The sequence below is a fragment of the Desulfobacula sp. genome, from assembly GCF_030145145.1.
Taxonomy (GTDB): Bacteria; Desulfobacterota; Desulfobacteria; order Desulfobacterales; family Desulfobacteraceae; genus Desulfobacula.
The window spans coordinates 22425-35622 of the sequence record NZ_JAQYWD010000050.1 but is presented as its reverse complement, the minus strand read 5'-3'; the positions used below and the strand labels follow the sequence as shown (position 1 = coordinate 35622).

Here is a 13198-nt window from a genome sequence, read left to right as displayed (position 1 = left end):
TTTAGACCCGAAATATCTGGAGGAAGTCATGTTCGGCTGACCATTGCCAGTTACCAAGACCATAGGGACCTTATAATATTTACTTGCGTTGGCCCTGGCAGTTTTTCAGCTTCATCTATACATTTGTTTATCTCTGATATATAAATGGATTTCGCTGTTTGCTCTGTATGACCATATTTACAATCAAAATCCCAATAGTCGGCATCTTCAGGCAGCTTCTTTTTTCGTTCTCTTTTTATGTATTTTTTAACATCATGTTTTATTGCCTCAATTAATCTGGCAGCTTTGATTTTGGGGTGTGATAGTACAAACGTTTTTTTCATATATTTATCCTAGTTTTTAGTGATCGGAAAATGAACCTGATCTTATCTTATTTCTTTCTATGGTGCAACGCGAAATGAAATCCATGAGTTTTTAATTGAATCTTTTAATGAAGTCCGATATACTAATTTGTATCCTCTTGAATCGAATTTAGAACATCAAAGCCAGCACAGAAATCTGTAAATCTATCGGTTTTTATAAGCAAAATAAATTTAGTATGAATTTATTTTAGAAAGGAAATATGATTATGAATTATTATATCAAAAAAACGTTAGGCCTTATTGTTTCTGCAATTGTCATGTTTTTTTTTCTGGTTCAGTCAAGTGCGGCCACCGAAACCTTCAGGTTAGGGGTTGCAACGGTTAAGACCGGCGAACTTGCCTCGTATGGAATTTCAGCATTAAGGGGTGTGCAAATTGCTGTCGAGGATATAAATGACGGCGGCGGTATCCTCGGTCGGCAAATTGAAATCGTTACCGGAGATGACCTATGCCTCCCGAAGAATGCAATAACAGTCGCATCAAAACTTGTTGAAAAGGATGTCCATGCCGTTATCGGACATATCTGCAGTGGTGCGACATTTGCCGCACTGGATACCTATAAAAACAGTAAGATTATTGTGATTTCACCGTCGGCAACAAATCCAAGATTGACCAAGGGTGGCAATTATCCCAATTTTTACAGGACCATTGCCTCTGATAATACCCAGGCACTTGTCCAAGTTGAATTAGCAATAAACCGGCTGAAATTAAGAAGGATCGCGATTATCCACGACAAAAGCGTCTATGGAAAGGGTCTCGCAGGGTATGTCAAAGATATATTGGAGAAAACAGATCCCCATAAAATTGTCTTATTTGAAGGTGTAAGCTCAGGGTCTATCAATTTTACCCAGTTTGTTCAGAAAATTAAAAAATTTAAAGCAGATGCCGTCATATATGGGGGGTATCATCCTGGTGCATCAAAAATTGTAAAACAGATTCGTGTGAAAAAAATGAGAACGGTTTTTATTTCCGGCGATGGAATAAAAGATGAGTCCTTTATCATATCATCCGGACGATCTGCTGAAGGTGTCTATGCAACAGCACCCAGGGATACGTCTGAAATAAGAATGTCCCGTGATGTCATGCAGGCCTATAGAAACGAATATGCCGAGGAACCCGGCCCTTTCTTTCTCAATGCGTATGCCGCTGTCCAGGTCCTTGCCAATGCGTTTAAAGAGGCGGGTTCAATGGGGTATGATGAAGTGTCCAAAGCCCTTAAGTCAGAAACCGTTCAAACCCCTATCGGCAATATCAGTTTTGATGAACACGGGGATGCCGTCGGTCTTGGGTTTTCTGTTTTTCAGGTGAAGAACGGTGCTTTTGTTGAGTTAAAATAACGGCTTTTTGCGTCGGCTGAATTAGCGACGCTATCAATTTTGCAGTTCATAGCTCATATACGTAACATCGAAAGGTAGATGATCAAAATATTTAGTCTCTTTTTCGATGAACCCCAGCTTCAAATACCATTTTTTCAGGCGGGTATGTTCTGCAATGATACCGATACTCACCATGTGAACATTTTTTGTTCTGGAGTACTCAAGAACATGTTTCACCAACTGCTCTCCAACGCCTTTATGGCGGTATTCGGGAAGGACTGAAAGTCGATTCAGATATGAAATCTCCGAACTGGGCTGTTCAAAAGCAACGCATCCATAATTGACACCTTTTATTTGATAAAGAAAGTACTCTTCGCCTCTATCCATATCTGATAATACCCACTCTTTCGTATAGAAAGAGGGATGCTTGGGGTTATTTTCCAATGTTAACTCAAATTTTTCAGCCACGTCCTTATTTCCTTGACTGACAAGAAAAGCTATGATTTCGGCATCATGAGAACTGGCTGATTGTATTATTTTTTCCATTTTTCTGTCTCCGGATAAGGATTTAACAGGGGAATATTAATTTTAAAAAACTTATATCATAATTGATGTCTTCTGGTTATAATGAAATGATCATCCTTGAAATTTTGTAGATAACACCAGCGGGTTGCCGGCAAAAAATTGTATCCACGGTTACATGGGCCACCTTGACATTATAATTTAACCCAATATATTCCATTGAACGAATGTGGAAAAGGAAGTCAAGTATGAGTAAAAAAGACAAAAAAATTATTTTAGTTGCGCAATGTTTAATTAATCCATACTGCCGCGTGCATGTTCTTGGCCAAAATTTCCCGTTGTCACACGAATTAATGGAATATTTAATGAAATTACGGGTAGGCATTATCCAATATCCCTGCCCTGAGACAACCGCTATGGGATTACAGCGAAATCCCCAGGGCAGGCAGCAATACGATAATATATTTTTTCGTAATCACTGCAAAGAGCTGCTGCAAATACCGTTTCTCATGGTTGAAGAATTCTTGAAAAACGGCTATCGCCTGGTGGCCTACCTCGGACTGCGCAACAGCCCTACCTGTGGCATTAACTGGGGTAAACACAAGGTGAACAGGTATAATACAGAATCACCCATGCCGGTGGACAACCCGGATCCGGAAGACCCGGTACTTATGGGTATCATGGCAGAAATACTGTCTGAAAAATTTCATGCCTTGAATTTGGATGTTCCCTTTATGGAATTGCCGATTCAACAACCAGCCGGATCAGAGGAAAGGAACAGATTCTGGCTTGACCTCAAGCACCTGGTGGAACCGCGCAACCCGAAATTTATGGCACCGGATGCATGATCCTGCCCCAGAAAAGCAGAGACCACAAGAAGCTGAAGTTGAGAAATTAGTTTTAACCCGTATAAAAAAGAAGCACCCAGGCCAGAATCAGTATCCGTGATAACAGGCTTAAGCCTGTTGTCAATCCGCCGATAATCAATCCATGTTTTAAACCAAAAATGGCAGTGTATCTCGGCAGGGTACGTCGCAGCCGGGTGATTGGTATCATGAGAAGGCTGCCGGCCATCAGCGCCACAATGGCCTGGTAGGCGGTTACGGTATTCTGGTTCAGCAGATTCGACATATAGGTGATCCCCACGGTGGGGCTGAAAATATAGGCACTGACAGGTCCCACGACAGCTGCCGGAAGATTGAAAGCAGATGTCAACGGGACAATAGCCGTTTCAAACCATTTGAGCAATCCTGAATTCATCAGGATTTGAATTGCCAGGGTTATGGTTGCCAGAAGCGTTATCATCCGGATATACATTTTTTTTCTGACATTCCAGGTCGTCTTCAACAGCTGCAAGAGGGACCGCGGGGCACAGTTTGGACCATCAGGATCACATGCCAGTGTGTCAAAAGCATCATCGGATCGCAGTGTTCTGGGAAGGAAAAAATGGCCCCAGACGAGAACAAAAAAAAGTTTGATCAGTCCAGTGAGCCAGAACGCAGCGATATATATCAGGCAGAGCTCAGCGCCCAGAAGCGGCAGAACAATGGGAAGCTGGAATGTGAGGATTTCCTTGAAGTGAAAGGGGACGGTATTCAGCACGCCGGTGAGCACCAACTCTTTGCCTGACAGTTTCTGATCGGCATAAAATCCTGCTGCCATGGTATGCGCGGCAATCATGGATCCAATGGCAGCCAGAAAACTCACCGCACTCTCTGACGGAAGGTTGGCCAGCTTTGCAATGGGTCTGCCCATGGGAGCAAGGTATTTCATCAACCCCATCTGCATGAACAGCTCAATGCCGAAGAGACTGAAAAACATGACCGATCCCATGCGAAATATCAAAGAAAACGTTGCTTCTATGGACAAAAGAACGATTTCCATGGGATACTTAAAAGGGCCTAAGCAAAATTTAAAATCATGCTGTCATTGGCAATATAAGGTTTGATCGGCAACCCTGCTTTTTTTGCAATATGACTGGGCACGGCAAATCCGTCGGAATACTCTGCATAATTAACAAATGTCCGCCCGTCAATGCGTACTTTCATTCCAGGAACAGGGTCCTTCAAAGAGACAATCACTTCGCGGTCTGCATATGCGTCGTGCAGTGCTGTAAAACCGAGGTTTAGGGCCACCTTTCCTATATTCACGTTTAGATAGTTCCGGGCACCGGTAAGCGCCTTGCTGCTATATTCGTTTTTAATATATTCTAGAACTGTTTTTAACTGCTCATTCATTGGTTCACCTCCGTTCGTTTATACATACACTATGCTTAAAGATAAGAAGGTTTATCTGCAGATAAAGGGTTGAAAAAATATTTTTGAGAATTAGATTGATGAATAAGTGAAACAGTTCTTGTTTGCTGATGAAAAGGCCGACGATACAAAAAAAGCTGTACACTGATTTTTACAATTTTTTGTCCTGGGCCAAAAGGAGTTTATAATGACATCACTATCCACTAGTGCCCGGATCGACTTGTCCATTGATATCACCTGGGAAAAAGACGGTATTACCCACAAAGAGCATTATTTTGCCGACCAGTTCAATTGCTGGCGGGATATTATTCCCGGCAGTCTGTTTGAAAAACTTTTGGACAGCAAAAGACAAGACACCATAAGTGTTGAGTTATGTCCAGGAGAACTGGTTCCGGAACACCGTAGCGAAAAGGTGATTGTTCTGCCCCTTACCCGACTGAACTCCAGCAGTCCTGCCGGCCGGTTGACAGCAGGTCGTTTTTATCCCCAGGGATTGATATCAGGCGCTCCCGGTATATTCAAGGGGAACCTGAACCCGTTTCGCTGTGTGGCACTTCATGGTGACCGCATTACTGCTGATTTGAACCATCCCCTGGCCGGAACCCCGGTGATTGTTGAAATGACCCCCCATGGCAATGAATCCCTTAAACCTGAAGAGCGGGGCGGTGGCTGCACAGACTGGTTTGATATAGCCCTGTCAGGACCGGGCATGCAAGCCCGCTACAACCGGCAGCCAACGAATTTTTTCTCGGAAAAGTCCTTTGACCGGAAAGATTCAGAACCTGATTCTGTTTTCTATGCAACGGACAGATTTGTCCGGCATATTGATTCAAAGGCCCAACAGAATCTGACTGATATTTACAGAACCCTTCTTCACCCCGGAGAAGCGGTCCTGGACCTCATGGCCGGATGGGAGTCCCACCTGCCAGGTGAGTTGCAGCTTTCCTGTGTGCACGGGCTGGGGCTCAATGCCAGTGAGCTTGCAAAAAACAGTCAGTTGACAGAACATACGGTTCAGGACCTGAACCGTAACAGCAGGTTGTCGTTTAAAGATCGTACATTTAATGCAGTGATCTGTTCTCTATCCGTGGAATACCTCGTTGATCCGATCCGCCTGTTCAAAGAGGTGGCAAGGGTGTTAAAGCCCGGCGGTATTTTTGCAGTCAGCTTTTCAAACCGCTGGTTCCCGGAAAAGGCTGTCCGTATCTGGGAAGGCCTCCATGATTTTGAACGTATGGGCCTGGTAACGGAATACTTCCTTGAATCCGGCCGGTATGACTCTATATCAACGGCTTCAATGAGAGGATATCCAAGGCCCGATGATGACAAATATTCCCGGAAATTCAGATTTTCAGACCCGGTTTATGCGGTCATCGGACGGAATAAAAAATGAAAGGACCCTGAATTGACAGGCGCCTAGAAGAACTTCCTCAACCTTGGGTGGATTTGGGCTGCCATGCTGCTTGGAAGGGCAATGGCCATGAGAGCCGTTGCCATGACAATCTGAACATGGATGACATCCTCCCGGAGGTAGACACAGATATTCACAAATATTTCGATGGCGATCAGAACCGCCATGAATGCTCCGAACGTTGCAAGAATATCGCTGATGGTCAACAGAAATCTGGGCGGCGACATCAGTTTTTCATACAATACCCAGCACACATCGACCACGCCCCAGATAATAACAGCCGTCATAATGAGGGCCATAACCCTGACGGCGAAGCGTATCACCAAATGAAGTTTTAATATCAGCGGCTCATCGTTACTGTCATGATCATTCATAATTATACTCCTGTTTCAATTCATTATTACTCTGATGATATTGCATCCAAGATATTGAGCCCTTCCCCCTTATTTTTGACCGCCAGAATCGGTCTGTCAAGTTTTCTTATCAATCCTTCTGTAACACTGCCCAGAAGGATTGCAGCAATATCACCGCTGCGCCCCCTGGCACCGACAACGATCAGGTCAGCGCCCATATTTTTTGAAAACCTGAGTATGCCGTCAACAACGTTATTGTTGTTTTTAAAAAAAGGTTTGATAGCAATTGATTTTAGATCAACTTATTGGTAATAACGCCCTTAATTTCGATTTTGCATTATCCAGCATAATGTCGGCGAATTCCTCATGGGACTTACCTGTCTTATGGTATTCTGTCGGAACTTTGTAATTATTGAGGATATATATATCTTCCAATCCGGCTGCCTTGGCAAAAGCACTGCCCACATCCAGGGCATTTAACGCGTGATCGGAAAAATCCACAGCCACCAGTATTTTTTCAAGCAGGGCTTTTGCGCCCTTGGGAACAATCATGACCGAGCAGAACGCTTTTCTTGCCAGCTTTTCCGAAATGGCATTTTGGGCAGCCATTTCAGTTGAATGATGGCCGACGATCAAAAGGTCAATATCATATTTTTTTGTGTATGAGATCAACTGTCCCAAAAGTGGTCCTTCCAGGGGGCTATAGATTTTTTGTGTATTTTCATGGCCGTTAAAGTGTTGTTTAACAATCTGTTTCATCAGGTCTTCAACTACTGCTTCGACCGGGGATGCAATTTGCGGATAGATCTTTTTGATTTCTTCCGGTATATCAAATGTATCAGACACATATACAAAATGTAATTCATCTGATTTGGCCATCTTAGACAATATTCCCGCGTACTGAATCAGTTTTTCATCATGGTCATCCAGATTAAGACAAATCATTATCTTTTTGTACCGATACATAGAGCCTCCTTAAATAATTGTGAAAACAAGTATTTAACGCAAATCAAGATCTTAGTTACACTGCCTCTGGTCAAAAATGAATATGCCTTATTGAAACTATCCTAACCAAGAGACGGTTCCATTGTTTCAAAAGGAGCCCAGCGCAGCGTGACCATGTTCCTGTTTTTAAGGGTTCCAGAACACTTGAAATCAAAGGCCCTCTGCGCGTCAGGCGAATCTTGATTACCTCTTCACGGAAACCCGATTCAGCGGTCTTATCTTTAATTCTTAGCGTTTCAGAGATGATTTGAAAGACAATGGTGGCCCCCGTTCCCTATAAATCCCGTTTGTTAAATTGCAGTATTGCAACCATCAAAAACAGACCCGTAAGAACCAATGAAATCAGGACACAAAGACTTGCGTCTACCTGGTTTTGAACTAATTTCCCTGGTTGATATAATTGAAAATAACTGTAGGCGTATAAATGGTCCAGAGACTTGCTTAATTTAATGATTGTATCAAAAAAATATAAGGCAACGATCAGACCAATTGTTTTGCTGAGTGCCTTGCCTTTTTCAATCTGAAAGGTACAAATAGCCATAGCCATTGACCCCATGCTTAAAAAGAAAACAAAGCCGACAAAGACTGCCTTCCCATAATCGGCAATATTAATCTGCAAATCAAAATAAAGATCACCTGCAATTGTCCCTAAAAATATTGCTATGAACTGGAGCCCCAAAGCAATGATTAAAAATGTAAAAATGCTTGAAGGAATAATAAATCTCTTGAGGGGCTTGGTTAACAAAATATCAAAAGTTTTTAATTCAATTTCGCCAGTAATATATCTTGCCGGGATACTGACCTGCAGAAACGCAAGACTGATGATGATGATTGGATGTGTATATCCAAACGCCAGCATTTGTGTGGCAAACTGCGCTGTCCCGCCCTGAACACCAATAAAAGTTGTGAAGGCAGGGGGAAGTCTTTGTATAAAGGATACCACGATCTTACTTACACCGGATTCAAAAAATATTCAGGCAAACAAATATTCAAACAGAAAACAGAACAATGTCAAGATGATCAGATTGTATTTTTGATCCGATAATATTTTTTTTAAATGTGAATAATATTTGAGCATGCTGTCTTTTATTGTTTTTCGTAGAAGGTCATAAAAGTATCCTCAAGCGAAGGCTCTGGGAAAACCAGATTCTTAACGTCATATTTTGCAATTTGTTTTAACAATAAATTAATATTTCCCCTTACATTAAAAACGAGTCGATGTGAATCCTGTTCTACAATATCCGTGCTTTGTATATCAAAGTCATCCGCTAAAACAGGTTGTGTAAATGTGACTTCCAACCGCCGAATCATTTTTTCTTTCAACGACGGTATCGTTTCTTTTGTAATGAGTTTACCATTTTTCACAAGCCCCACCCGGTCGCATATCTTTTCCACCTCAGTAAGGTAATGTGATGAAAAAAAGATGGTTTTCCCAGAGGCCTTAAATTTTTGCAGATAATCATACAAAACATTTTTATTTATCGGATCAAGCCCTTCAGAGGGTTCGTCCATGATGATAAGTTCCGGGTCATCCTGCAAGGCTTGTATTATCCCTAATTTTTGTTTCATCCCATGGGAATAATGTTTTATTTTTTTATTTAAATCTGCATGGCTTAAATGAAACGCATTAATTAATTCTTTTTGCCATTTTGGCTCTTGATGAGAAAATTTATTCATGTAGTTTAAAAAATTATAACCGGTCAATTCTTCATACAACCTTAATTCACCTGGGACATTACCAATCGTATTAAAAATTTTATCATAGTGTTTCTGCACATTTCTATTAAAAATTTTCACACTCCCAAAAGAAGGGCGCATCAAATTCAGCATCAGGCGAATTGTGGTAGATTTTCCAGCCCCATTGGGCCCAAGAAATCCAAAAATTTCACCTTTGTGAATTTCAAGGTTTATATCCTCGATTCCAATGGATTTTCCAAAATATTTTGTTAAATGACTGACTTGAATTATTGGTTCCACTCTATACTCTTTCTTGGAAATTGTAGACACAAAATCATATTACTCCGGCAATTAAATACATTAATCAAGCGGCATAGGAAATTTTCTTATGCTTGAAGTGATTTTTCACCCTCCGGGGCATCTTTTGCAACTTCCGCAAATGGGACAAGGTCTTCTTTGCTAATTGTTCTTTTGTCCTGGCAGGAACTTTGCTATGGACACCGATTTTAAATCACAATTGAGAGACTCATCCGGGTTCAGTTCCGGGTGCTTTATATTTATCGTTCTCAGCCGTGGTTTTACGGATAATCCTGCCGGGTAGGCCTTACAACGATATCACAGACATGGACGTGCGGTGGCCGGGACACGATATAGTATACCGCATCGGCAATATCATCCGCTTCCGGGATCGGGCCGAATTTATCTGCCATGGTCTTGACCATCTCATCCGGATATCCGGCAGCAGACTGGAAGCCGCTGAACACAAGGCCGGGCTCTACAAGGGAAACCCGGACGCCCATAGGACTGACCTCGCGGCGCAGGCCTTCGGTTAAAGAATGAATGGCAAACTTGGAAGCGCCGTAAGTCGCGCTAAAGGGAGATACGTGCCTGCCCACGACAGATCCGGTAATTACGATGTCTGCTGCCGTCTCCGGAAACGATCCGGCCTGGGTCTCCATCATCCGTCTTGCTGCTTTCTGCATCAAAATGAGTGCACCGGTCACATTGACCTGCATCATTTCCTGAAATTCTGAAAGATCCGCGTCTTTGACCGATCCGCCAAGGCCCCGCCCGGCATTGGCGACCACTATATCAGCACCATTATTAAAATGTTTTTCAACAGCTGCAAACAGATTTTCTAAACACGCTTCATCGGCAGCATCCCCGGCCACACCCCGGAACGTTCCACCCAGTTCCTTTTCAAGACTTTCAAGTTTATCTGCATTTCTGCCATTTCCCACAACGCCAAAACCTTCAGATATGAATCTTCTAACAATGGCCTCACCAATGCCGGATGAGGCACCGGTGACAATAGCCGTTCTTTTATGGGTCTCAGTCATTGATCTTCTCCTTTAAATTTGTCCTTTTGTCGAATGATTCACTTTTAAAGTTGTTGATGTAAAACAATCGAATAACACAAAAATCTGCGGTATCACCCGCAGCAATTTTTGTTGGCAAGCTTGCCTGCGTCAAGCAGCTTGTTAACAGGCCCGGGGAACGAGCTGTTCATTTTGCTGCAACCGAGTGCATGTGATTGTTGGCTTTATATAATTAAGTAAGGTGTCACCGGAATTACGGAATTACGGAATTCACGGAATTCAGTATTTGAGCATCATACCCACTCCAACTTCCTTTAGATCAACAACCTTTGACAATGCGATTTTGGATTTCAAATCTGTACAATGGCATGCATGCACCGATCCAGGACACAAAGATTCCATGTACCTTACGGTTCCTTCCAACTGCTCATCAGAAGGATCCAGCAAATGGAAACCTCCTACAATATCAACAACTCTTTCATCTTTACAAACCTTTCTCGCATATTCAACAATGTTACAGATTCCAGCATGGGAGCATCCTGTGATAATGACTAAACCTGCGGATGATTTGTAAGCTAATGCCGAATCATCCACTATAAAGTCGTCCTTTTCAATTTTATTATCCATTATTCTGCCTATTGGGGTTTTAGCTTCAAATTCATTTGTCTGCTCAATCTCCCCCAGAAACACCAGGCGTTCAGTTAAGTTTACAGGCTCCCTGCTCAATTCCATATTGAAATAGCCAGAAAGTTTATCTTCCGGAAGTAAGGAGCCGATTTCCGGTAAGTCACCGATCCTTCTGCTTGATAATGCCAACGGATGTGTGACAAGCGTAGGCTTTTTGGCCTGTAAATTTTCTATCATCCCTTCCGTATAGAGTCGGATAAGTGGAATCAACCCCCAACTGTGATCCAAGTGGCCGTGTGACAAAGCTACAAAGTCCACATCCAGCAAATCAATAGATATTTTTCGTGCATTCTTTATGAACGCATCTGAATACCCGACATCGAATAAAATCTTTTTACCTTCGTCCTCAATGAGATAAGACACGCCTGGTTCTCCAAGGAAGTACCTGTCAATAAGTGTATTGTTGTCGATGAGCACTGTCAGTTTCATTTGATCTCCATATAAAATTTTGATCCCCAGCCCTTTCATTGAATTGTCTGAAAGTTATATGTCAAGATCAGACACTAAAACCTGGGTTTTTATCTGCCACAACAGATTTTGTGGCCACATTGCCGGTGGCACCGGGGGCAGAGGGACATCCGCCAAGTCCTCCGACACTGGCATCGTTTCAAGATGGCATCACTATCTTTTTAATCGCAAATTGCTACTTATTAATTGGATTAATGATTGTGGGACACTATGTTCATTAGCCAGGTTATTCCATTCTGAAACGTGCGCTGTGATTTCCTCAATGATATGATCAATTTTCCGTTTGGTAAATATAGGGCTTATTTTTTTCAAGCTATAAAAATCTTCGCGGGTAAAGTTATCTCTTTTTCCATTGAGTTTCATCCAATGACTGCTAACCCAAGGACTTCCCGGCTTGTAGCTGTATGCTAAATCGTAGGCAGGGCGCCATGTCTATCCCGCAGGCTTTGGCCATGAGGTGATAGACATACTACATTGTGCCATACCCCAATGGATCACCAAATGTTTCTTTGCCTTTGTGAGTGTCACTGACACCATCAAATTTCATCACGAAATGAGTAAATCCTTCAGGCGCATCGGTTTGCCCTGACCTTACCTGGGTAAAATCACTATTAAATGCAAGGACTGCTTTAGCCCTGGCTCCACCAGCACTCATACCCACCGATAATAGAGCCATCATGGCCTCTTTATCTTCCTGACCCTGTGACCCAGGTGTTGCTTGGAAGGTTTCCCGTTTAGCCAAAATTTCTTGGGCGACAGAAATTAAAGCCTGAATTTCAACATGTTGTGACCGATTCAGATTTTTCTGTTGGATTGCCGGAGAATAAGTTAATGCCCCCATACCACGCTTTCCAGTATATTGAAGACGCTGCAATGGGGTGATGTCTGTTGCCGACTTCCCCTGACTAGCTATCCAGGCATTCATCACGGCATTACAGAAATAATCAGGCAAAGAATCTGCGATCATTCCAGGCAACCCTTTGAAGGTTTCGTTAGTATTTTCTGGAAATGAATAAATCTTTTTAGATAAAGGCATTTTTATCGGTGAAAGCTCAATACCGGACTCAATAAAACGAGACTCAAATTCAAATGCGCCCATACCTGTTTCGGTATTGAAACTGACGGCACCGACATCTTGCGCGTTATATTTTACTTTAACGACTTCGATTACCATAATGATTTATCTTCTCTGATCTGGCGCTTTTTTTTTTGAGTTCTCGACGCGCGTTGCCGTTTTTTCCCCTTTAGTTTAGCCAATTGTAAAGGGGAAATTTCCTGTACGAACAAAAACATATTGATTTGCTCTACCATTCCCAGATTTACCAATATTGCAACCAGGTTTTTTAGTTGAACATTCCCTTTTTCGGCATGAAGAATCGTCCTCCGGTTTAACCCGGTTCTTGATGCCAGTTCAGCCTGGGTTAAATCGGCATTCAGTCTCGCTTGTTTTAGTCTCTCCCCTAATTGTTCGGCTATTGCAATCGGAGACATTTTTTCAAATATCATAATGTCACCTATAGTGCACATTAAATCATTTTTTTTATTAAAGTACCAATTTAGTAACACTATAACTCGTATTTTCTTGCAACTTTTCTTCGATATTGGTAAATCCAATATCTGAAATAAAATTTTGTAGACGCATCCTTTTTGTTGGCAATCCCCTGGTTTTGAATAACCACTTGATCAGATTTGATTTTGATAAATCAAAATTCCTTGCTTTTTTATACACTTTATCAATAGAACTATTTATTACAGTCTCATGATACTCGTTGAAGGAATATCTTGGTAAATACTTATCAATTAATCTTTGCTTAATCATAATC

General features: G+C 42.1%; 17 protein-coding genes. 3 read left to right on the top strand and 14 right to left on the bottom strand.

The genetic code is table 11. The annotated features are described in order from the left end of the window. Nucleotides 1–50: 50 nt before the first annotated feature. Nucleotides 51–323, bottom strand: a complete 273-nt coding sequence (locus tag Q1Q15_RS22600) for a DUF6172 family protein (protein ID WP_300464912.1) — start codon at nucleotides 321–323, stop codon at nucleotides 51–53. A gap of 245 nt (nucleotides 324–568) precedes the next feature. Here Q1Q15_RS22600 and Q1Q15_RS22595 point away from each other — a divergent pair, with 245 nt between their 5' ends. Continuing rightward, a complete protein-coding gene (locus tag Q1Q15_RS22595) occupies nucleotides 569–1699 on the top strand; it encodes a branched-chain amino acid ABC transporter substrate-binding protein (protein ID WP_300464911.1) in 1131 nt (376 codons plus the stop codon). Nucleotides 1700–1732: 33 nt separating this feature from the next. Here the strand turns inward: Q1Q15_RS22595 and Q1Q15_RS22590 are convergent, their stop codons facing one another. Beyond that, a complete protein-coding gene (locus Q1Q15_RS22590; RefSeq protein ID WP_300464910.1) occupies nucleotides 1733–2224 on the bottom strand; it encodes a GNAT family N-acetyltransferase in 492 nt (163 codons plus the stop codon). A gap of 341 nt (nucleotides 2225–2565) precedes the next feature. On the opposite strand from Q1Q15_RS22590, the gene Q1Q15_RS22585 reads away from it, so the two are divergent. After that, nucleotides 2566–3048, top strand: coding sequence for a hypothetical protein (locus tag Q1Q15_RS22585; RefSeq protein ID WP_300464909.1), 483 nt, complete (start codon nucleotides 2566–2568; stop codon nucleotides 3046–3048). A gap of 52 nt (nucleotides 3049–3100) precedes the next feature. On the opposite strand, the gene Q1Q15_RS22580 is transcribed toward Q1Q15_RS22585, so the two are convergent. Together Q1Q15_RS22580 and Q1Q15_RS22575 are read right to left on the bottom strand one after the other, a co-directional pair. Beyond that, nucleotides 3101–4084: a hypothetical protein gene (locus Q1Q15_RS22580; RefSeq protein ID WP_300464908.1), complete on the bottom strand. Its 984-nt coding sequence runs from the start codon at nucleotides 4082–4084 to the stop codon at nucleotides 3101–3103. Between the two features lie 17 nt (nucleotides 4085–4101). Further along, nucleotides 4102–4437, bottom strand: coding sequence for a hypothetical protein (locus Q1Q15_RS22575; protein WP_300464907.1), 336 nt, complete (start codon nucleotides 4435–4437; stop codon nucleotides 4102–4104). 205 nt (nucleotides 4438–4642) lie between these two features. On the opposite strand from Q1Q15_RS22575, the gene Q1Q15_RS22570 reads away from it, so the two are divergent. Further along, a complete protein-coding gene (locus Q1Q15_RS22570; protein WP_300464906.1) occupies nucleotides 4643–5848 on the top strand; it encodes a class I SAM-dependent methyltransferase in 1206 nt (401 codons plus the stop codon). Between the two features lie 23 nt (nucleotides 5849–5871). On the opposite strand, the gene Q1Q15_RS22565 is transcribed toward Q1Q15_RS22570, so the two are convergent. The 10 genes from Q1Q15_RS22565 to Q1Q15_RS22520 all read right to left on the bottom strand — a co-directional run bounded on the left by Q1Q15_RS22565 (nucleotide 5872) and on the right by Q1Q15_RS22520 (nucleotide 13194). Then, nucleotides 5872–6240 carry a phosphate-starvation-inducible PsiE family protein gene (locus Q1Q15_RS22565; protein WP_300464905.1) on the bottom strand — a complete coding sequence of 123 codons (369 nt, stop codon included), beginning with the start codon at nucleotides 6238–6240 and terminating at the stop codon, nucleotides 5872–5874. Nucleotides 6241–6266: 26 nt separating this feature from the next. After that, entirely contained in the window at nucleotides 6267–6500 is a 234-nt protein-coding gene (locus tag Q1Q15_RS22560; RefSeq protein ID WP_300464913.1) for a universal stress protein, read from the bottom strand. 16 nt (nucleotides 6501–6516) lie between these two features. Beyond that, a complete protein-coding gene (locus tag Q1Q15_RS22555; RefSeq protein ID WP_300464904.1) occupies nucleotides 6517–7185 on the bottom strand; it encodes a universal stress protein in 669 nt (222 codons plus the stop codon). A gap of 313 nt (nucleotides 7186–7498) precedes the next feature. Further along, the gene (locus Q1Q15_RS22550; protein WP_300464903.1) at nucleotides 7499–8167 is read right to left on the bottom strand and encodes an ABC transporter permease subunit; all 669 of its coding nucleotides are present in this window, start codon (nucleotides 8165–8167) and stop codon (nucleotides 7499–7501) included. 143 nt (nucleotides 8168–8310) lie between these two features. Continuing rightward, nucleotides 8311–9201 carry an ABC transporter ATP-binding protein gene (locus Q1Q15_RS22545; protein WP_300464901.1) on the bottom strand — a complete coding sequence of 297 codons (891 nt, stop codon included), beginning with the start codon at nucleotides 9199–9201 and terminating at the stop codon, nucleotides 8311–8313. Between the two features lie 278 nt (nucleotides 9202–9479). Continuing rightward, complete coding sequence (locus Q1Q15_RS22540) at nucleotides 9480–10241, bottom strand: SDR family oxidoreductase (RefSeq protein ID WP_300464899.1); 762 nt, start codon at nucleotides 10239–10241, stop codon at nucleotides 9480–9482. Nucleotides 10242–10499: 258 nt separating this feature from the next. Continuing rightward, the gene (locus Q1Q15_RS22535; protein ID WP_300464897.1) at nucleotides 10500–11336 is read right to left on the bottom strand and encodes an MBL fold metallo-hydrolase; all 837 of its coding nucleotides are present in this window, start codon (nucleotides 11334–11336) and stop codon (nucleotides 10500–10502) included. A gap of 508 nt (nucleotides 11337–11844) precedes the next feature. Beyond that, complete coding sequence (locus Q1Q15_RS22530; protein WP_300464895.1) at nucleotides 11845–12549, bottom strand: HipA N-terminal domain-containing protein; 705 nt, start codon at nucleotides 12547–12549, stop codon at nucleotides 11845–11847. Next, nucleotides 12543–12881, bottom strand: a complete 339-nt coding sequence (locus Q1Q15_RS22525; RefSeq protein WP_300464893.1) for a helix-turn-helix transcriptional regulator — start codon at nucleotides 12879–12881, stop codon at nucleotides 12543–12545. The genes Q1Q15_RS22530 and Q1Q15_RS22525 overlap by 7 nt, the downstream gene beginning before the upstream one ends. Nucleotides 12882–12918: 37 nt before the next feature. After that, on the bottom strand, nucleotides 12919–13194 hold the full coding sequence (locus Q1Q15_RS22520; RefSeq protein ID WP_300464891.1) for a hypothetical protein: 276 nt from the start codon (nucleotides 13192–13194) through the stop codon (nucleotides 12919–12921). Nucleotides 13195–13198 lie beyond the last annotated feature (4 nt).

What these genes read in the sequence shown, in the direction of transcription:
- Q1Q15_RS22600 (WP_300464912.1), bottom strand. Translation starts at nt 323, where the DNA reads ATGAAAAAAACGTTTGTACTATCACACCCCAAAATCAAAGCTGCCAGA.
- Q1Q15_RS22595 (WP_300464911.1), top strand. Translation starts at nt 569, where the DNA reads ATGAATTATTATATCAAAAAAACGTTAGGCCTTATTGTTTCTGCAATT.
- Q1Q15_RS22590 (WP_300464910.1), bottom strand. Translation starts at nt 2,224, where the DNA reads ATGGAAAAAATAATACAATCAGCCAGTTCTCATGATGCCGAAATCATA.
- Q1Q15_RS22585 (WP_300464909.1), top strand. Translation starts at nt 2,566, where the DNA reads ATGAAATTACGGGTAGGCATTATCCAATATCCCTGCCCTGAGACAACC.
- Q1Q15_RS22580 (WP_300464908.1), bottom strand. Translation starts at nt 4,084, where the DNA reads ATGGAAATCGTTCTTTTGTCCATAGAAGCAACGTTTTCTTTGATATTT.
- Q1Q15_RS22575 (WP_300464907.1), bottom strand. Translation starts at nt 4,437, where the DNA reads ATGAATGAGCAGTTAAAAACAGTTCTAGAATATATTAAAAACGAATAT.
- Q1Q15_RS22570 (WP_300464906.1), top strand. Translation starts at nt 4,643, where the DNA reads ATGACATCACTATCCACTAGTGCCCGGATCGACTTGTCCATTGATATC.
- Q1Q15_RS22565 (WP_300464905.1), bottom strand. Translation starts at nt 6,240, where the DNA reads ATGAATGATCATGACAGTAACGATGAGCCGCTGATATTAAAACTTCAT.
- Q1Q15_RS22555 (WP_300464904.1), bottom strand. Translation starts at nt 7,185, where the DNA reads ATGTATCGGTACAAAAAGATAATGATTTGTCTTAATCTGGATGACCAT.
- Q1Q15_RS22540 (WP_300464899.1), bottom strand. Translation starts at nt 10,241, where the DNA reads ATGACTGAGACCCATAAAAGAACGGCTATTGTCACCGGTGCCTCATCC.
- Q1Q15_RS22535 (WP_300464897.1), bottom strand. Translation starts at nt 11,336, where the DNA reads ATGAAACTGACAGTGCTCATCGACAACAATACACTTATTGACAGGTAC.
- Q1Q15_RS22530 (WP_300464895.1), bottom strand. Translation starts at nt 12,549, where the DNA reads ATGGTAATCGAAGTCGTTAAAGTAAAATATAACGCGCAAGATGTCGGT.
- Q1Q15_RS22525 (WP_300464893.1), bottom strand. Translation starts at nt 12,881, where the DNA reads ATGATATTTGAAAAAATGTCTCCGATTGCAATAGCCGAACAATTAGGG.
- Q1Q15_RS22520 (WP_300464891.1), bottom strand. Translation starts at nt 13,194, where the DNA reads ATGATTAAGCAAAGATTAATTGATAAGTATTTACCAAGATATTCCTTC.